The organism is Bacteroides hominis, from assembly GCF_033042785.2.
GTDB lineage: Bacteria > Bacteroidota > Bacteroidia > Bacteroidales > Bacteroidaceae > Bacteroides > Bacteroides hominis.
In genome coordinates this window covers 3,186,500-3,207,248 of sequence record NZ_CP178829.1, presented here as the reverse complement: position 1 = coordinate 3,207,248, position 20,749 = coordinate 3,186,500, and the positions used below count along the sequence as shown (strand labels likewise).

General features: G+C 44.0%; 13 protein-coding genes. 8 read left to right on the top strand and 5 right to left on the bottom strand.

Translation table 11 applies throughout. The features are described 5' to 3' along the window. Positions 1 to 102: 102 nt before the first annotated feature. From R3O62_RS13390 to R3O62_RS13375, 4 genes are all read right to left on the bottom strand, one after another. Complete coding sequence (locus tag R3O62_RS13390) at positions 103 to 1,992, bottom strand: SusD/RagB family nutrient-binding outer membrane lipoprotein (protein ID WP_186993258.1); 1,890 nt, start codon at positions 1,990 to 1,992, stop codon at positions 103 to 105. Positions 1,993 to 2,013: 21 nt separating this feature from the next. Beyond that, positions 2,014 to 5,391: a SusC/RagA family TonB-linked outer membrane protein gene (locus R3O62_RS13385; protein WP_022012210.1), complete on the bottom strand. Its 3,378-nt coding sequence runs from the start codon at positions 5,389 to 5,391 to the stop codon at positions 2,014 to 2,016. A 769-nt stretch (positions 5,392 to 6,160) separates the two neighbouring features. Then, the gene (locus tag R3O62_RS13380; protein ID WP_005808770.1) at positions 6,161 to 7,936 is read right to left on the bottom strand and encodes an oxaloacetate decarboxylase; all 1,776 of its coding nucleotides are present in this window, start codon (positions 7,934 to 7,936) and stop codon (positions 6,161 to 6,163) included. 251 nt (positions 7,937 to 8,187) lie between these two features. Then, complete coding sequence (locus R3O62_RS13375; protein ID WP_005776700.1) at positions 8,188 to 8,691, bottom strand: RNA polymerase sigma factor; 504 nt, start codon at positions 8,689 to 8,691, stop codon at positions 8,188 to 8,190. Positions 8,692 to 8,981: 290 nt separating this feature from the next. On the opposite strand from R3O62_RS13375, the gene R3O62_RS13370 reads away from it, so the two are divergent. The 3 genes from R3O62_RS13370 to R3O62_RS13360 all read left to right on the top strand — a co-directional run bounded on the left by R3O62_RS13370 (position 8,982) and on the right by R3O62_RS13360 (position 11,292). Next, positions 8,982 to 9,542 carry a LemA family protein gene (locus tag R3O62_RS13370; protein WP_032531372.1) on the top strand — a complete coding sequence of 187 codons (561 nt, stop codon included), beginning with the start codon at positions 8,982 to 8,984 and terminating at the stop codon, positions 9,540 to 9,542. 21 nt (positions 9,543 to 9,563) lie between these two features. Continuing rightward, the gene (locus R3O62_RS13365; RefSeq protein ID WP_032531373.1) at positions 9,564 to 10,532 is read left to right on the top strand and encodes a M48 family metallopeptidase; all 969 of its coding nucleotides are present in this window, start codon (positions 9,564 to 9,566) and stop codon (positions 10,530 to 10,532) included. A 265-nt stretch (positions 10,533 to 10,797) separates the two neighbouring features. After that, the gene (locus R3O62_RS13360) at positions 10,798 to 11,292 is read left to right on the top strand and encodes a DUF4251 domain-containing protein (RefSeq protein ID WP_005776696.1); all 495 of its coding nucleotides are present in this window, start codon (positions 10,798 to 10,800) and stop codon (positions 11,290 to 11,292) included. Positions 11,293 to 11,305: 13 nt separating this feature from the next. Here R3O62_RS13360 and R3O62_RS13355 read toward each other — a convergent pair whose 3' ends face one another. Next, positions 11,306 to 11,932 carry a trimeric intracellular cation channel family protein gene (locus tag R3O62_RS13355; RefSeq protein ID WP_005776695.1) on the bottom strand — a complete coding sequence of 209 codons (627 nt, stop codon included), beginning with the start codon at positions 11,930 to 11,932 and terminating at the stop codon, positions 11,306 to 11,308. Positions 11,933 to 12,016: 84 nt separating this feature from the next. Between R3O62_RS13355 and wecB the strand changes: the two genes are divergently transcribed. The 5 genes from wecB (at position 12,017) to R3O62_RS13330 (ending at position 20,747) form a co-directional block, all read left to right on the top strand. Further along, a complete protein-coding gene (gene wecB / locus R3O62_RS13350) occupies positions 12,017 to 13,102 on the top strand; it encodes a non-hydrolyzing UDP-N-acetylglucosamine 2-epimerase (protein ID WP_005776693.1) in 1,086 nt (361 codons plus the stop codon). A gap of 113 nt (positions 13,103 to 13,215) precedes the next feature. After that, positions 13,216 to 15,777, top strand: a complete 2,562-nt coding sequence (locus tag R3O62_RS13345) for a DUF5686 and carboxypeptidase-like regulatory domain-containing protein (protein WP_032541386.1) — start codon at positions 13,216 to 13,218, stop codon at positions 15,775 to 15,777. Positions 15,778 to 15,816: 39 nt separating this feature from the next. Beyond that, the gene (locus R3O62_RS13340; RefSeq protein WP_317472864.1) at positions 15,817 to 18,411 is read left to right on the top strand and encodes a glycoside hydrolase family 2 protein; all 2,595 of its coding nucleotides are present in this window, start codon (positions 15,817 to 15,819) and stop codon (positions 18,409 to 18,411) included. 24 nt (positions 18,412 to 18,435) lie between these two features. After that, positions 18,436 to 19,707 carry a replication-associated recombination protein A gene (locus R3O62_RS13335; protein WP_005808784.1) on the top strand — a complete coding sequence of 424 codons (1,272 nt, stop codon included), beginning with the start codon at positions 18,436 to 18,438 and terminating at the stop codon, positions 19,705 to 19,707. Positions 19,708 to 19,790: 83 nt separating this feature from the next. Continuing rightward, the gene (locus tag R3O62_RS13330) at positions 19,791 to 20,747 is read left to right on the top strand and encodes a D-2-hydroxyacid dehydrogenase (protein WP_005776688.1); all 957 of its coding nucleotides are present in this window, start codon (positions 19,791 to 19,793) and stop codon (positions 20,745 to 20,747) included. Positions 20,748 to 20,749: the final 2 nt, after the last annotated feature.

Below are 20,749 nucleotides of genomic sequence, written 5' to 3'. Positions count from 1 at the left end.
TGTATACGGAGAAGAAACTCCTTAAAATAAAATAATATAAGAATAATAAAGAAGGCTGCCTCTGTGAATAGAAGCAGCCTCAGATTTATGTGAAACAGGAAATTACTGTTGAGGTCCCGTACCAAAAGCCGGTGCCTCTTTATCATACCAAACACGTTCTTTGCTCAACGTTACAGGCGAATTACTCATTTCGCCCTCATACGTATATCCCTGTGCTTGATAAGCTGCAATCGTAATGTCACGGAGCAAATCAGAATCAAGAGGTTTACTTACCGGGAAGCGTCGTGGAATTACGTACTGGTCGCCCAATAACGGATCGAAGTCCTGATATGGTAACAAGGTACTATTCTTCATCGGTACTCCCGAACGGCGAGCAGTAACAAACATATCCATCGGAAGCATCAGATAATGAATGTATTGCTGAATATAAACCTTCTCAAGATCTTTATTCAGATCACCGGTCAAGTGGTAAGCATCATGTGACAGCATTTCATCAATCATACCTTCCTTCAGACTGATTGTTTTATCATGTACATCGTTCGCATAGGTTTTATCATAGTAAGGAATATGATTCTTACCGGCAACAAAATCATAACCGCGGACAGACATTTCCACGCCTGCGTTCAAATACTGTTGTGCGGTCATCGGCAGATTGGCTCCTAACAATTTGAACTCCGCCAACAAAAGGTTTGTTTCACCCGCAGAGAAATACAAACCATACCATCCGTACTCTTCCTTATCCTGTACAGGAGCTACATCGGGCACATCGGGGAACGTGTAAATAAGCAAACCTTTAATATTTTCTGTATTCCGGTAAGCAATCGGAGTATAGGTCTTTTTCGCATCGTCTTTGCTCAGCAAATAGAACAACTCGTTGTTGGGATCGAAATAATCTTTATATTCATCCTTTTTATTGATATCCACCTGACAAGGAACCCCATAATAGCGTACCCAAGGCTCTCCGGGAGCCTTCCAGCTCTCAAAATGTTTCTTTCCGTCAGCACCGACCGTATAATTCACATTGGCCTCTACATAAAATGGTAAAGCTCTTTTCTGATCAAAGAAACCTTGAACTACATTAGAGTTATAATCATTCTTCTGGAAGAAATAGAACAGACGTGGGTCGCGATTGCTCACCATAAAATCGATCAACTGCTTGGTCCCTGCACCAACGGAAATATCATTGTTCCAGTTGTTATCTCTCTTACCTTTATTGAAAACAAAATCATCATCAAGGGATAAAATAAGACCGGCCGGATTCTGGACAGCTTCATTCACAATGGCAATTGCACGGGCCTTGTCTTTATTAATCAGACGGGCAGCAATTCTAAGCTTCAATGAATTAGCCAGTTTGGCCCATTTGTCAAGCTTTCCTTTATAAATAAAATCCTGAGCACCAAGCACGTCCTGCGGATTTTTTTCTTTCAGATAGTTAATCGTTTCGTCAAGCTGTTTCAACCAAAGCTCAAACAATTCTTCCTGCGTATCGTATTTCGGAGTCAGAGTCCCACCGTAGCGAGCCATTTCTGCTTCTGAGTACTGACGGGAACCATACATGTCCGAGTCTTCAAGTCCCAGATATACCAACATCGGGTTACATAGATAAGCAATATATTCATACTTTTCCTTCTCGTCATCCGGCATCAGACTGATCTGATACTTTATTTCATTGGTATAACGAAGCACTTCGTTGACCTGATAGCCACAGCCGGTTTGAGTTACCACATTCAACTTGCTGGAGTTTCCACCTCCCGCTGCAGTTGCCTGCACCCAGGTAGACATTGCATCGAAGCCGGCAAACCACTGAAGATAATCGGCCGGTTGAAAACTCATGGCACATTGAGTAAATAAATAGCGTACGTTAGGTTTAGAAACTGTAGAGGGATCGGTATTCTGCCCGGCAAACTCGTCTTTACAAGACGACATCAGGAACCCTGTACCTACAACAGTCATAGCTGCAAGATATAGATATTTTTTCATTATTCGTTTCATACTAAATATCACATTAAAGGTTTAGAAATCTAAATTAACAGTCATCATATAGTTAGCCGTATAAGGTTCATAGCCACGGATACGGAACTCAGAAGCCGTATTACCACGGACACTCTCAGGATTCAGATGGTTAGGTAATGAATTATACAGATATCCCAGATTGCGTGCAGAGAAACTCAACCCCAATCCCTGAGCGCCAAACTTACTTGCCACCGATTTCGGAAAGCGATACGACAATGTGATCTCACGCAACGCAATGTAATTCAACTCATGTACCCAAGTGTCGAATATTGTATTCTGTCCCCAAGCCGCACGATTCACATGATAAGTTCCGGCATGTGTGGGTTCCAGTTTTCCTTCTGCCACCAGCTGTTTATAGGACATACCACTTACATCCATTTTAGTTCCGTCTACAAGTGTTGCGAACGTACCGTTCTTAAATACTCCGTCAGGGATAACACCATCACCATAAGAGATACCTTTGCTATCGCCATACTGACTGGTCCAAGACAAGCCACCATGTTCAGGGTCACGCCATTTCAAAGAACTCTTGATCCATCCGGCCTGTGTGCCATACAAGTTGGAATAAGAAGCTACCAACCCGCCAAAACGCATATCAGTAGCAATATGCAAACTAAGGTTTTTCCAGGACAGCGTAGTAGATAAGGACCCTAAAAAGTCAGGAGTCATTTTACCCACTTCCTGTACTTTTCCGCTACGTGCTTCATAAGCCCCTCTCCAACTGTCGTCCCATTCCAACAGTGTTTCTCCTTTGTCATTTTTGGCAGGGAGAATGTCAGACATCAACAATCCGTAGTCACCACCTACTCTGGCAACCGAACCGATATGGTAATCGTAATCATTAGCATAACCGCTCAGCGCAATGTAATCGGCTACGTTTTCATGTAATGAAATAATAGTATTTTTATTCTTTGTATAAGTCATTGCGACATCCCACTGCCAATCCTTGTTTTTATATGGAGTGGCGTTTACAGCAATCTCAATACCTTTATTCTGGATATTACCTGCATTTATCAACTGAGTGTTGACACCCGAAATAGCAGGAACTTCAATCGACATAATCTGATCCCTCGTATTTTCCTTATAATAGGTAACGTCAAAATTCAAACGGCTATCAAACAAACGCAAGTCCAAACCAATCTCCCAAGCATTCTTACGTTCCGGCTTCAACTTCAGACTCTTCATTGTTTTATCCAGAGTGTTCACATAGATATTGCCATCATACATTTCTTTGGTTCCAAAACCATATACCGAATTCACATAATAGGGATCGGTATCGTTACCGACCTGTGCCCACGACCCACGTACTTTGGCAAAAGTGATCCAACGCGGCAAATCAAATGTTTCATTAAGCAGCCATGAGCCGGATACTGATGGGTAGAAATAAGAATAAGTACCCATTCCGCTTTGATATACCAAAGAAGAAGACCAGTCATTACGCCCCGTTATATCTAAATAAACTTGATTTTTCCATCCCAGATTCAGGGCAAAAACAGCAGACATCATTCGCTTAGTATTCGAGATGCTGGCTTCCGACTTTTTAGGATTCTTTGAGTTATCGACAAACCACTGTCCCGGTACTACCATACCACCATCTGTATATACTTTGTATGCCTCCGAACGGCTCGTATAGTATTCGTACCGCGCAAAACCACCTACACTGAAATCTTTTATCTGCTTATTGACAGTAAATGTTCCGCCAAAAGTAGCTTGCTCTTTCGTAGTTTGCCCCATTGTGTACTTACCGCCTTCATTTGCATATCCACTACCCAACTGTTTTTCTTCAAATTTAGTATAATAGTAGTTCATATTAGCATCGGCCTTAAATCTCAACCAATCCAGAATCTGTACGTTCACTTCCATCTGGGGGCGAACCACGGTCTCTTTCTGAGAATAATCGTATTTGTCAATCATGAAAAACAGATCACGTCCAGGAACAGAACCATATTTATCACCATAGCTTGTAGATGCCAGTCCACCATGCTCACCCAGATATTTATCACGGAAATAATTCACATCCAGCATCGGAGTCATAATGGTGCCGTTCGGATTGACGAAACGTTCTCCCACCGTTCTCGGAGAGTTCTTCGGATTCGAATTAGTAAAACTCATAGCTGCCGAAACCTCCACCCGGTCACTGATCTTATGCGAACCTTTCAACAAAAACGAATAACGTTCGAATGTATTTTTTTCGCTGGTAGATCTTGCTTTTTTATAAGAAAGAGAGGTGTAATATGATGTTTTATCATTCCCACCGCGAATAGCCACATTCGTATTGGAGTTCAGTCCCAATTGATACAAGTCCAGCATATTGTCCTTATGAGGTGAATAGTTGGTCCAAGTACCGTCATAATTACGGATCGGCTGACCATCATATTTAGGTCCCCACCCGTAACTACCCGCACCAATCAAGGTCCGGTCTCCTTTATCATCAAGTTTAAACTGAAAAGGATCCCATACAGAGCCATTGTTGTCCGTGTCTTTCCAACCAGGCATTACCCCTACTCCATATTCAGTCTGGATATCCGGTGTTCTGTAAGCATGATCGATACCAAATGTTTGAGATACGGAAACTCCGAAACCTTTAAAGCCTTTACCCGATTTGGTAGTAATTACTACAGCTCCGTTCAGACCACGCGAACCATAAAGTGCAGTCGCAGCTGCACCTTTCAGTACCGAAACTGTTTCAAAGTCATCCGGATTTAAATTCTTCAATTCATTTCCATAATCATTTGCGTTATTGTTTCCGGCATCCCAGTCCATTGTTGTATTTCCGGAAGTCGAGTTATCAAGGATAACCCCATCAATGACATAAATAGGCTGGTTATTGCCTTTCAAGGTAGAGGCGCCACGAATCTGAATTTTTGTAGCTCCGAACATACCTCCGTCCGACTGACGAATCTCGACACCGGCCACTTTTCCTTGTAAAGCAGCCACCGGAGAAATCGTATTGGCAGCTTTTAAATCGTCTCCTTTGACCTCGGTCACTGCATATCCCAAAGCTTTCTGTTCACGTTTCAAACCTAAAGCTGTCACTACAACCTCGTCCAATATCTGGGTATCTTCTTGAAGCACAACATTAATAACGGTTTTACCTTTTACGTTTACATCCTGTTTCTTCATACCGATATAAGAAAATTCCAAGACTCCTTCTACAGGAACATTAGATAAGGTGTAATTGCCATCAATATCTGTCACTGTACCATTTGATGAACCTTTAACAAGTACACTCCCTCCGATAATCGGTTCACCGGTTCCATCTTTTACAATTCCTTTCACTGTTATATTCTGCGCAAAAGCAGTAACAGATAAAAAAGACAGAACAAGCACGAACATTTTCTTCATCAATCTCACATTGATAATTTTCGAGTTATTCATTCATTTTTCTTTTTTAGTTAAACAATATGTGTTAATTTAGGTTATAATAAAGATTATAGTTCTCTTAGAACTTGGTTATTCTTGAAAAACGTAAATTATATACAATATTAACCTCTTTATTGCAGCGTAATTTTACATTTGTCAATGAGATTTAGTTGTATATTCTAAAATAAGGAGTTGCCAATCTTATTTTGCGGAGTAAATATAGATATAAAGTATCAAAATACAATAAATATACTATAATATTTTTAAATACTAATTTCTACTTTTTCCCCTTCGGCAATTAACAGCCACCAGAATCCCTATAGAAGTGCCTATAATGTATCCAAGAACTGAGTTCTAAGAGAACTTAGCTTATATGTTTTTCTACTCGCCCAAGATGGGTTTGAGATGTATATGTCATTTCTCCGATTAACTTCAGCCATAAGGTTTGATCACTATTTACAAGTAAAAGTTCTATCCATACTTAAAAGCTTAGAAAAGATTCCTTATTTCTTTTTTGAATATAAAACCAATATTTATTTACTAACTACGAAAAACAATCAATAGATTTCTACCCAAACAGGATATTACAAATGTAATATCTAACCGAAATCAAATATTATAGCAAATATGACAGTCAAATATAGCTATCAGACTTTCTTTAATTGACCAGACAACCTACAGAAAATAGGCATCTAACTTGAGGAAAGGGCAAAAAAACAAGGACCGCCCCGGTTTACACCGGGAACGGTCCTTATCCACTCTATAACAATACAACTTTTAAACGTTATGCCGGTTCTTCACATCTTTCTACATAAGCCAATGCATCTCCCTTATTGACCAAAGCACCCTGTTTGGCACACACCTCAATGATACGTCCGCTAAAGTTGGCCAATACCCTGTCATAAGTATGCCACGGAGTGGCAATATAACAGAATACATCATCCGGCTCATACTTATGCCCTACTTCCGGAGGCATAGAAGGTGACTCCACATCAATTTCCCAAATGATTCTTCCTTTTTCCATCGCGGTTATTGGTTCCGCCTTGGCACGCTTCATTCTCTTCACGTCTTCTTCAGAGAAACCTTGTTTGACTAATGCCGCATCTTTGGCACGTTGCAAATCCTCTTCAAACCTTTTTTTAGCTACCCCCGACTTATAGTCACGATATTGCCTGTCATGCATAGCCAGTTCAAAAAGTTCTTCGTCGTCAGGTCCGAATTCCCATCCGTTCTCCAGCATTTCTTTCCGGTACTCTTCAAGCTGATCAGGGTAATTCTTCTGTGGATCTTCATCCGTAAATTCATATCCTTTTTCTTTTGCCAAAGCTATAATTTCGGGATCCAAAGGTCCGGGCAAACGTCCGCTTTTCCCCAGAATCATCCCCCAGGTATTATTATCTATCATACTCCAACGCTCCTCACCCTTCACATGTGCCATTACGTTCATCAATGCCACGTTCTTCACGTACTGGCTAAATGGAGTCACCAACGGAGGATAGCCCAACTTGGGCCACACATATTCTACTTCGTCGAACAGCATCACAAGCAGATCGTCAATGCTGAGCTCAGGTTGATTATTATTCCGAAGTATCATATTGATACCGGCATGTACTCCTTTCAGATCGGCCATCATAGACCCCATCATCCCACCCGGTAAACCACATTTCAACAATAATGAAGACATATGCTTGTTGGTCGGATCCATGAAATAGCCGAGGAAATCATCAATGAATTCCTGTGTCATGGCACGTGCTTTCATATATGCTTTCATGTTGATCTCAGGAACACGGAAACCGGCATCTTTCAACATGGCCTGTACGGAGATCACATCCGGATGAACTTTACCCCAGGATATGGGTTCCATGGCTACGTCAATAATATCAGCACCATTCTCGCAAACTTCAAGAATGGAAGCCATTGATAATCCGGGACCACTATGCCCGTGATATTGAATCAAGACTTCAGGATGACGCTCTTTTATAGCTTTCGTCAATCGCCCTAACATGACAGGACGTCCTACTCCCGCCATATCTTTCAGGCAGATTTCAGGAGCACCGGCCTCAATCAGTTTGTCGGCAATGGCTGTGTAATACTCCACCGTATGTACCGGCGAGAAGGTAATACACAAAGTCGCTTGTGGAATCATTCCCCCCTCAAGCGCATAGTGTATAGAAGGAATAATATTCCTCACTTCATTCAATCCACAAAAAATACGGGTTATATCTACCCCTTGAGCATGCTTGACTTTATACATCAACCGACGGACATCGGCAGGAACGGGATACATCCGCAAACCATTTAGTCCCCTGTCGAGCATATGGGTTTGTATTCCGGCATCATTGAAGGGTTTGGTAAAAGCCCGTACTGCTTTGTTAGGATTTTCACCATAGAGCAGGTTGACTTGCTCAAAAGCTCCTCCATTGGTTTCCACACGGGCAAAACATCCCATTTCAATAATCAAAGGTGCAATTCGTACTAACTGGTCGACACGGGGTTGGTATTTACCGGACGACTGCCACATGTCCCGATATACGAGACTGAATTTAATTTCCTTTTTCATTGCCGTAAGTTATAAGTGATTTCACATTCATAGGTTAACTTGTCATTACAAATATACTGAGATATCTGACATAAAGACAAAAATCAACCTTAAAAAGTTTCCATAAAAGATATGTTATATATCATATTGTCACAAAAACAAAGGAGCAAGGAGGGGTTCCCTCGCTTACTCCTTCTTTTGCACAACTAAAAATCTACACTAAATCAGTATCTAAAAATCAATCTTTCTAATTATAATCAGTATCACCTTAATTAAACGAAGTCCTTCAATTCCTGTTGCAGTCTCTGCCGGGTAAAAAAGATCCGGCTCTTAACCGTACCGAGTGGCAATTCTAATTTTTCAGCTATTTCACGATATTTAAATCCGGAAACATGCATTGAAAACGGTACTTTATATTCTTTAGGCAACGCATTTACTACACGGTGCATTTCTTTCAAGTCATAGGCTCCTTCGGTACTTTCAAATCCGGAGTCTTGCGGGAGATTCAGATGGAAGAGGTTGTCGGTTTGGTCTACATAAGTTTGGTCACGCACAACTTTGCGGTAATTATTAATAAAGATGTTGCGCATGATTGTATACATCCAGCCTTTAAAATTAGTATCCGGCATAAATTTATCTTCATTATCTAATGCTTTCAATGAAGTTTCTTGTAACAGGTCATTGGCTTCTTCGCGATTGGCTGTGAGTTTATAAGCAAAACGGAGTAACTCTTCTTGTACTCCTATCAGGTCTTTTCTAAAACTTAAACTTTTCATACGTTGCGGTTTTTAAGCGGTTAATATTTCGTTTCTTTCTCGATGATGCAAGTTTAAGGCTTATTTTAGATTTCAGTAGGGTAAATTTCACCAATCTTTGGGGTAAAAACTATCAAATGATAGTTTTTGGGTGCTATTTGACAGTTTTTGGGTGTTATTTCAGGAAGGATTCAATACACTTCGAGAGGTTTGTTTGATAATTAATGTTTTTTATTATGCGCTTTTTGTAAATAGAGACTGAATCACATACCTTTGGATCAAGTTTAACAACGTTAAGAATCAAAAGAATTATGAACTTACTTATCATTTTGGGGATTGTAGTCATCCTCGCCATTCTCATTGCTTCCATGTACAACTCGCTGGTAAAACTGAGAAACAACCGTGAAAATGCATTTGCCGACATCGATGTACAGTTAAAGCAACGTCACGACCTTATCCCGCAATTGGTAGATACAGTAAAAGGATATGCATCTCACGAAAAGGATACACTTGAACGCGTCATTCAGGCTCGCAACGGAGCTGTCAGTGCCCGAACAATCGATGAAAAGATTACAGCAGAGAATCAACTTAGTTCCGCCCTCGCGGGATTGAAAATCACCTTGGAAGCTTACCCCGATTTAAAGGCTAACCAAGACTTCCTCCAGTTGCAGGAAGAGATTTCGGACGTAGAAAATAAACTGGCTGCCGTACGCCGCTACTTTAACTCAGCTACCAAAGAACTGAACAATGCAGTACAGACATTCCCTTCTAACTTGATAGCCAACATGTTCGGCTTTCATAAAGAAATGATGTTCGATTTGGGTACTGAACAACGTGCCAATCTGGAAGAAGCCCCGAAAATCAAATTCTAATCCCCAGGAAAGTATATACACATGCAATACGTCGGAATACAGACACAACAGAGCCGGAATAACCTACGTTCCGGCATCTTACTGTTCCTTTTCCCTTGCCTGGTGGCAGTACTGACTTATTTGTTCAGCTACCTGCTCATCACTTTTACCGTGACAGATGATTACGGGCAATACGACACATTGGCAATGACCAATCAAATGTTTATTAACCTGATTCCTTATATTATAGGAGGCGTTCTGGTCTGGTTTATTATTGCCTACTTTGCCAATTCCAGTATTATCAAAGCAGCTACAGGGGCACGACCATTGGAACGTAAAGAAAATAAACGCATCTACAATTTAGTGGAGAATCTCTGTATGTCGCAAGGGATGAAAATGCCTAAAATCAACATAATCGATGACAATTCACTCAATGCGTATGCCAGCGGAATTAACGAACGTACTTATACGGTCACCTTATCAAAAGGAATCATCGAGAAACTCAATGACGAAGAACTCGAAGGGGTCATTGCACACGAGTTGACACATATCCGTAATCACGATGTCCGACTGCTGATTATCTCCATTGTATTCGTAGGCATCTTTTCGATGTTGGCACAAATAGCACTGCGCTCCGTTTATTACTCTTCGTGGACACGCAGCCGGAATGATAAAAACAATGGTGCCATCCTCATCTTGGTTTTAGCCATGATTGTAGCCGCCATCGGCTATTTCTTTGCCACGCTGATGCGCTTTGCCATCTCCCGCAAACGTGAATACATGGCCGATGCAGGAGCAGCAGAAATGACAAAGAACCCATTGGCTCTGGCCAGTGCTTTAAGAAAGATATCTGCAGATCCCGATATAGAAGCTGTGGAGCGCGAAGATGTAGCGCAGTTATTCATACAACATCCTGGCAAACAGGCTAAAAGCGCATTGAGCGGGCTAAGCGGGCTCTTCGCCACCCATCCGCCAATCGAAAAACGAATTGCCATTCTGGAACAGTTCTAACAGAAATATCCTCCACCCCCATATAGACCCAAAAGTCTTCTTCGCCACAGGTTATACAGATTAAGCATTATGTAAACGACGATTTAAAATTCATTCTGTGTTAATCAGTGCAATCTGTGGTAAGTTTTGACATGCCCTCCTTTTTTATTCTTTGTGAAATCCTATCCGGTAAACACGAAATAATATTAAATCATTTGTCTGCTTTATACATTTTATCTCTTCCGACCGTTATCTTTATGTAAACATCCGAAAAACAATCATTGATATGAAAACAAGCAAATGTATCATCCTTCTGATGTTGCTCATCATCGGAACAGGAGTTTGCCCGCTTCAGGCCCAAAGCCGGAAAGAAAAGAAAGAGCAAAAAGAACAAACAGTAAAAGAGCTAATCGAATCGGAAAACTACCGGATTGACGTATCTACAGCATACCCACGCCGAGGGCATATGATTCCACTGACCTCAGTTTATTCTGTGGTAGTTCGAAACGATTCGGTCTTTTCACAACTACCCTATTTCGGGCGTGCTTATTCTATTCCCTATGGAGGAGGGCAAGGACTGATGTTCAAGGCTCCGATTGACAAATATAATATGGTCATGGGCAAACGCGGAGCAGCAAAGATAAACTTCACCGCCAGAAACTCCGAAGATCAGTTCAAGTTTAGAATCACTATCTATTCTAATGGTTCGTCCAGCATAGATGTCGATATGCAGAATCGTGAATCAATCAGCTTCTCCGGTGATCTGATACTGCCGGACTAAAATTAGTATAAGTCTACTCCCCTTTCAGGATAGGCAAACAGATCTGATATTTCACAGCCAATGCGCGTACCACAAAAATGCAACAGCCACTGATGACCTGTGTTAAAGCAGCATCAACACCCAGACGGTCGAGTCCCCAATAAATGACTCCGCCAATAACGCATGCCATGGCATAAATCTCTTTACGGAAAATCAACGGAATCTCGTTGATAAACACATCGCGGATTACGCCACCGGCCGCTCCGGTCATTGTGCCCATAATGATGGCCACCCAAAAGGCATAGCCCAAATCGATCGTTTTGCTGATACCAACTACCGTAAATAATGCAAGCCCAATGCTATCGAAGATAAAAAACGTGTTGTGCATATGAATCAGATGCTTCCGGAAAAAGATAACCCACAGAAGGGCCAGCGCCGAACAGATAAGATAAATGGGATTCGTCATCCAGAACGGAGTAACGTCCAGCAATACGTCACGTATAGTACCACCGCCAATGGCAACAGCCACACCGGCTACATAAGCACCAAACCAGTCAAACTGTTTGGCAGATGCAAGACGAATGCCACTAATGGCAAAAGCAAATGTCCCGATAAACTCCAGAATCTGGATAAAGGTCGGAATCTGAAAGATTGTTGGCATATATCAAGTTTTTTGTGTGCAAAGAAACAAATAATTCCGCAAGAAAGTGTACATTTGTTCCTTGAAAATTGTAAGAATACGAAGATGAAGATAACGATTGTTGCCGGGGCTCGCCCTAACTTTATGAAAATCGCCCCTATCACCCGGGCTATCGATGCCGCTAAGGCACAAGGTAAACGCATTTCTTATCGCCTGGTTTACACAGGGATAGAGAATGACACCAGTCTGGATGCATCCTTATTTGCAGATCTGCATATGAAAGCTCCCGATGCCTATCTGGGTGTAAACGGCAATAACCCTACAGAACTTACTGCGGGAATAATGATCGCCTTCGAACGTGAACTGACGGAAAACCCTACGCACGTAGTTCTGGTAGTCGATGACCTCACTGCAACTATGAGTTGTGCGATCGTAGCCAAAAAACAAAATATAAAAGTGGCACATCTCGTAGCCGGCACCCGTTCGTTCGATATGTCCATGCCCAAAGAAGTCAATCGTATGATAACAGACGGACTTTCCGACTATCTGTTCACAGCCGGCATGGTGGCCAATCGCAACCTGAATCAGACAGGAACAGAAAATGAAACAGTCTACTATGTAGGCAACATCCTGATCGATACAATACGGTATAACCGCAACCGCCTGATAAAGCCAATATGGTTCTCTGTCCTGGGACTGAAAGAGCATGAGTACATCCTGCTGACCCTCAACCGCCATGTGCTGCTGAACAACAAAGAAAATCTGCGGAAATTGATAGAGACCTTACTTGAAAAGGCAAACGGCATGCCGATTGTGGCACCACTGCACACTTATGTACGCAATGCGATCAAAACTCTCGATATCACAGCTCCTAACCTGCACATCATGCCCACACAAAGCTATCTCTCTTTCGGGTATCTGATGAACCAGGCAAAAGCCATTATAACAGATTCAGGCAATGTGGCGGAAGAAGCGACCTTCCTGGGAATTCCCTGCATCACCCTCAACACCTATGCCGAGCATCCGGAAACCTGGCGCACAGGCACCAACGAACTGGTTGGTGAAGATCCGGCAGCATTGGCTGCCAGTATGGATAAACTGATGAACGGAGAATGGAAACAAGGCACCCTGCCCGAACGCTGGGACGGACGGACCGCAGAACGAATTGTACAAATATTATTGGGGGAATAATGCCGGATTCCCCCTCCTTACAGGACTCAAAAGATACACAAAAAAGGTTATATAGTCCGTTCAATCAAAAGGAATTTATTACCTTTGCAGTCTCACGATGAGATGAAGTGTGTATGAAACAACAATATTCTAAACTATTAATAGTAGTCTTCCTTATCCTCTCTGCACCACAGGCTTTTGCACAGTTGAAGGGAGTAATCACTGATTCTATTTCACATGAGCCGCTAATGTACATTTCCGTTTTCTATGAAGGAAAAGGCGTAGGCGGTATATCCAATGCTAACGGAGAATATCAGGTAGAAACCCGCAAAGGTTGGAACGAACTGACCTTCTCTGCAGTGGGGTATATCACCAAGAAAGTGAAAATTCCGGCAGGTGCCAAAGAACTGAATGTGGTGCTCTCACCAGATGATGTCACGCTGGACGAGGTGGTGATAAAACCTAAAAAAGAAAAGTATTCCCGGAAAAACAATCCCGCTGTGGAGTTCATGCGAAAGGTCATCGACCACAAGAAAGCTCAGAAGCTGGAAACCAACGACTATTATCAGTACAACAAGTATCAGAAGATGAAGATGTCACTCAATGACGTGACACCCGAAAGCCTTGAAAAAGGAATCTATAAAAAGTTTTCTTTCCTCAAAGACCAGGTTGAGGTTTCGCCTGAAACCAACAAACTGATTCTGCCTATTTCGGTGCAGGAAACGTCTTCCAAAACCATTTACCGGAAGGACCCGGAAAGCAAAAAGACCATAATCGAAGGTATGAACTCCAATGGCGTGGAAGAATTCTTCTCAACAGGTGATATGCTGGGTACCATCCTCAATGATGTATTTGCCGATATCAATATCTATGATGATGATATCCGCCTGTTGCAACGCCGTTTCGTAAGTCCAATCGGAAGCGGAGCCATCTCTTTCTATAAATTCTACCTGATGGACACTGTGATGGTGGATAAAGATAAATGCGTGCATCTCACCTTCGTCCCACAGAACTCTCAGGACTTCGGATTCACCGGACACCTGTATGTACTGGACGACTCTACCTATGCAGTGAAAAAGTGCACCATGAATCTGCCTAAAAAGACAGGAGTAAACTTTGTAGAAAATCTGGACGTCGTACAGCAATATGAACAGCTTCCCAATGGCAACTGGGTGCTGACAGACGACGATATGACTGTGGATCTTTTAGTCATGAAAGCTATTCAGGGCATCCAGGTAAAACGAACAACCAAATATAGCAATTATGTCTTCGACCCCATCGAGCCACGACTTTTCCGTTTGAAAGGAAGTGTGATCAAAGAGGCGGACATGCTGACCAAAAGTGACGAATATTGGGCCGGAGTACGCCAGGTGCCTCTAACAAAGACCGAGAGCAGTATGGATCTTTTCATGAACCGGCTGGAACAAATACCCGGATTCAAATATGTGATATTCGGAGCAAAAGCGTTGATAGAAAACTATGTGGAAACCGGAACCAAAGAACATCCGAGTAAGTTTGACTTCGGACCGATCAACACCATGATATCGAGCAATTATGTGGATGGTACCCGTTTCCGTCTCAGCGGTATGACTACTGCCAAGCTGAATCCCCACTGGTTCTTCAATGGATACGGAGCGTACGGACTCAAAGATAAAAAATGGAAATATGAAGGTAATGTGACCTACTCTTTCCGCAAATGCGAATTCTTCCCCTGGGAATTCCCGAAGCATTACATCTCGGCCTCCTACCGCTACGACGTCATGTCGCCAATGGATAAATTCCTCGACACGGATAAGGATAACGTATTCGTAGCGTGGAAAACCACAACCGTCGACCAGATGTCATACGTACGGGACGCCACACTGAGATATGAAATGGAAACTTTATCGGGTTTCTCGGTTGCGGCCATGGCGCGACACCGGGAAGATACTCCGGCAGGCAAGTTGCAATACATCCGCAATGATGCTGCCAAAACCATCGTACCCGATATAACTACCGCCGAATTGGGGCTAACCTTACGTTATGCGCCGGGCGAGACCTTCGTCAATACAAAGCAACGCCGTCGTCCGGTATCGCTGGATGCTCCCATCTTCACCCTCTCCCACACTACCGGATTTAAAGGTGTTTTAGGAGGAGAATATAATTTCAACCTGACGGAGGCAAGTATCTGGAAGCGCTTCTGGCTCTCGTCCTGGGGTAAAGTAGATGTTACCTTAAAAGGAGGTGCACAATGGAATACCGTTCCGTTCCCATTACTTATTTTGCCAGCCGCCAACCTATCGTATATCACACAGAAAGAAACGTTCAACCTGATCAATAATATGGAGTTCCTCAACGACCGTTATGCATCGCTGGCACTCACATATGACATGAATGGTAAACTTTTCAACCGCATCCCGCTGATTAAGAAACTGAAGTGGAGAGAAGTATTCCGTTTCCGCGCTCTATACGGCAACCTGACGGATAAGAATAACCCGTTTAAGAGCAATAATCCGGAACTGTTTGATTTCCCGCAACGGGACGGCAGCTACACCAGCTATGTGATGGATCCGAAAGTACCTTACCTGGAAGCCAGTGTGGGCATTTACAACATCTTTAAATTGTTGCATATCGAATACGTACGCCGTCTGACTTACCTGAACCACCCGGGAATCAACAAACAAGGTATCCGGTTTATGATTCAGGTAGTATTCTGATCCGCCTATCTATCATTCACACTATAAAACCTCAATACGATGAATTTCACAGTACACACCTGCAATGGCATGAAGCTATGGTTGGTTTTTCTTATGTTAAGCAGTGCAATCCATGTTTGCCGGGCGGATTCCCCACGACAAACCATCAACTTCAACCGAGAATGGAAATATTGCCGGGGAGACTTCAAGAGTGCTTCCCGACCGGATTTTGACGATTCCGACTGGGAAAGGACGGGACTTCCCCACTCTTTCAGTACTCCATACTTCATGTCGAAAGATTTTTATGTAGGTTACGGATGGTACCGCAAAGCCTTTCCGATAAAGAAAGAAGTGCTTGGCAAAAGGAGCTTTCTTGAATTCGACGGTGTATTTCAGGAAGCGGAAGTTTTTGTGAACGGACATCGGGCAGGAACCCACCAAGGAGGATATACCGGATTTTCCATTGATATATCGAACTATCTGAAAGAAGGAAAAAACCAGATAGCGGTTCGGGTTAACAACTGCTGGCGACCTGACCTCGCTCCACGTGCAGGCGAACATGTATTCAGCGGAGGCATTTACAGGAACGTACGCTTAGTGATCAAAGAACCGACCTATATCGATTGGTATGGCACATTGGTCACCACACCGGACTTAGGAGAAAAAAAGGGAAAGTCAGGGAGCGTCCACATACGGACAGATGTATGCAATCGTTCCGGAAAAACAGAAACTTACCGACTTCTGACCACTGTTATCGATCCCCGAGGCAAAGAAGCGGCTTCTGTTTCTACATCACAATCATTGCCGGACAACGCAACCTACACATTTGAGCAGCAAACCCGCGAGATTCAAGCACCGGAACTGTGGCATCCCGATCATCCTGCACTTTACAAAGTGGTCAGCTCGCTTTACCACGGAGAAAAATTGATAGACCGCTATGAAACGTCTTTCGGATTCCGCTGGTTTGAATGGACACCGGACCGGGGATTCTTCCTGAACGGGGAACATTATTATTTTAAGGGAGCCAATGTTCATCAGGATCATGCCGGATGGGGAGATGCCGTGACCGAAACCAGTATGCGAAGAGATATCCGTCTGGTAAAAGAAGCCGGCTTCAACCTGATACGAGGTTCGCATTACCCCCATTCACCGGCTTTCTCACAAGCATGCGATGAAATAGGTATGCTATTCTGGGCAGAGAATGCATTTTGGGGAATCGGAGGTCACAAAGGAGATGGCTACTGGAACGCAAGTGCATATCCCGTAAATGAAGCAGACAGGGCAGGATTTGAGAGCAGTGTAAAAGCCCAACTAAAAGAATTGATCCGCATCCACCGCAACCATCCTTCTATTGTTGTATGGAGTATGAGTAACGAACCGTTCTTTACCGCACCCGAAACGATCGACCCAATGCGCAAGTTACTGTCAGAAACCGTCAAACTCTCCAAGCAACTCGATCCAACCCGTCCGGCGGCCATTGGCGGTGCTCAACGTCCGTTGGGAGAGAAACGAATTGACAAGTTGGGTGATATAGCCGGATATAACGGTGACGGTAGCTACATCCCCGAGTTTCAGCAACCGGGCATACCGACGGTAGTTTCAGAGTATGGCAGCACGACAGCCGACCGTCCGGGAGAGTACGATCCGGGCTGGGGAGACTTGGCAAAGAATAATGCGCAAAATGGCTTTGCCTGGCGTAGCGGACAAGCCATCTGGTGCGCATTCGACCACGGGAGTATAGCCGGAAGTGCTCTTGGGAAAATGGGAATTATCGATTATTTCCGGATTCCCAAACGTGCCTGGTATTGGTACCGCAATGCCTACAAAGGGATTGCTCCGCCGAAGTGGCCAGAGGCAGGAACACCTGCACGCATTGCCCTGACAGCCGATCAAACGAACCAGATAAAGACAGACGGGACAGATGACGTTATGTTGTCGGTAACCATTCTGGATGCAGACGGTAAACCGGTCAACAATTCTCCGGCAGTCAGCCTCAACATCATATCCGGTCCGGGAGAGTTTCCTACCGGTACCTCGATCCTATTTGAAAAAGAGAGTGATATCCGTATTCTCGATGGAAAAGCCGCGATTGAATTCCGGTCATACTATGCCGGAGAAACCGTGATACGGGCTACCTCGCCGGGGCTCGAGCCTGCCGAGATCACACTCCGGTTCATCGGAAGCACTCCTTATACCGAAGCCTGCAAAGTGAAAGACCGACCTTATACACGTTTTGAGGTTCAGGATAAAACAGATAACCTGCAAACCTTCGGGCCCAATAATCCGACCTTCTGCAGTTCATCGGCCGACGGACACTCGTCCGCATTTGCTGCCGATGGAGATGGAGCCACCTATTGGCAAGCTGCCGGCAACGACCCGGAACGCTCCTGGACATTGGACACAGAGAAAGGTTTGTCCATACGCCACATCCGAATCGCATTTCCGGATACGGACCATTACCAATACAAAGTGGAGGCATCGATGGATAGAGAACACTGGACACTTATTCCGGATCAGACCAACTATAAACAAAACGAGAACATTCGGATGATCCAGGTTGTTCCGGGTATACAGGGACGTTTCATACGTATCAGTTTCATCGGAGAAAAAGCCGCCATCACAGATGTACAGGTGATGGGGACGGTGATCGACTAATAAACAGATTCATTACAAATAGATATGCAACCATTAGCGGAAAGGCTACGGCCAAAGACATTAGATGATTATATCGGTCAGAAACACCTTGTGGGACCGGGTGCTATCTTGCGCAAGATGATTGATGCAGGACGTATCTCTTCATTTATCCTGTGGGGGCCTCCGGGAGTCGGTAAAACAACACTGGCCCAGATAATAGCCAACAAGCTGGAAACCCCTTTTTATACACTGAGTGCCGTAACATCGGGCGTGAAAGACGTGCGCGAAGTGATAGATCGCGCCAAAAGCAACAAATTCTTCACTCAGTCCAGTCCCATCTTGTTTATCGACGAAATACACCGATTCAGCAAATCTCAGCAGGACTCGTTGCTGGGAGCTGTCGAGCACGGAACAGTTACTCTGATAGGTGCCACCACGGAGAACCCGTCTTTTGAGGTAATCCGTCCACTCCTCTCCCGTTGCCAGCTCTATACACTGAAGTCTCTGGAGAAAGAGGACCTGCTTGAATTGCTTCAACGTGCCATCACTACCGATACCGTACTGAAAGAACGTAAAATAGAACTGAAAGAAACCAGTGCCATGCTTCGTTTTTCGGGAGGCGATGCCCGCAAGCTGCTGAATATACTGGAACTCGTAGTAGAGTCGGAAACGGAAGAGACCGTAGTTATCACTGACGATCTGGTAACCGAACGCTTACAGCAGAATCCGCTGGCTTATGATAAAGACGGCGAGATGCATTACGATATTATTTCAGCATTTATCAAATCGATCCGGGGCAGCGATCCCGACGGTGCCATTTACTGGCTGGCACGTATGGTAGAAGGAGGAGAAGACCCGGCATTCATTGCCAGACGTCTGGTCATCTCGGCTTCGGAAGACATTGGCCTGGCCAATCCGAATGCACTGCTATTGGCTAATGCCTGTTTTGACACGTTGATGAAAATAGGCTGGCCGGAAGGAAGAATCCCATTGGCGGAAACCACCATTTATCTGGCAACCAGCCCTAAAAGCAACTCAGCCTACAATGCTATCAACGATGCACTGGCATTGGTGCGCGAAACCGGCAACCTACCGGTACCTCTGCACCTGCGCAATGCTCCCACCAAACTGATGAAGCAGTTAGGATATGGCCAGGAATATAAATATGCCCATAATTATGAAGGTAATTTCGTAAAACAGCAATTCCTGCCGGACGAAATCAAGAATAAGCAAATATGGCAGCCCCAACACAACCCGGCTGAACAGAAACATGCCGAACGAATGAAACAACTCTGGGGAAATGAAAAGAACTATTAAACATCTGTAATTGTTTTATTAGATAAAGAGTTATTAATTCAGTATTCAAGTACACAAACTTAATACTTAACACCTAATAATTTATGAAGATAGTAGTTTTAGACGGCTATGCCGCCAACCCCGGAGATCTGAACTGGGATGAATTGAGAACTTTAGGTGAGTGTGAAATCTATGATCGCACAGCCCCCGAAGAGGTGCTTACACATGCGAAGGACGCCGAGGCCATCCTTACCAACAAAGCCGTGATCACCGCAGAGCACATGGCCTCTTTGCCTAACCTGAAGTATATCGGCGTAATAGCCACCGGATATAACATTATTGATATTGCGGCAGCCAAAGAACGCGGTATTGTGGTTACCAACATCCCGGCTTACAGCACTCCATCCGTCGGACAGATGGTTTTTGCCCATATCCTGAATATCACTCAGCGAGTGCAACACTATGCAGACGAAGTGCGTGGAGGGCAGTGGACCCGGAATCAGGATTTTTGTTACTGGGATACCCCGCTTATAGAGCTGTTAGGAAAGAAAATCGGTCTTATCGGACTGGGACAGACCGGATATAATACAGCCCGTATCGCAATCGGGTTCGGAATGAAAGTGTGGGCCTATACCTCCAAGTCACGGCTTCAGTTGCCTCCCGAAATCAGAAAAGCGGAACTCGACCAGATTTTCCGTGAATGCGACATCGTCAGTCTGCATTGTCCGTTAACGGAATCAACCCGTGATCTGGTTAATGCCCGCCGCCTTGAACTGATGAAACCAAACGCCATCTTAATCAACACCAGTCGCGGCCCTTTGATCAATGAACAAGACCTGGCAGACGCCCTGAATAATTATAAGATTTATGCTGCCGGATTGGATGTACTCTCCACCGAGCCTCCACGTGCGGACAACCCATTGCTGACTGCCAGAAATTGCTATATCACCCCGCATATAGCCTGGGCTACTTCCGCCGCCCGTGAACGTCTGATGACCATTCTGGTTGACAACCTGAAAGCATACATCGGTGGAAAACCCATAAACAACGTAGCCAAATAAAG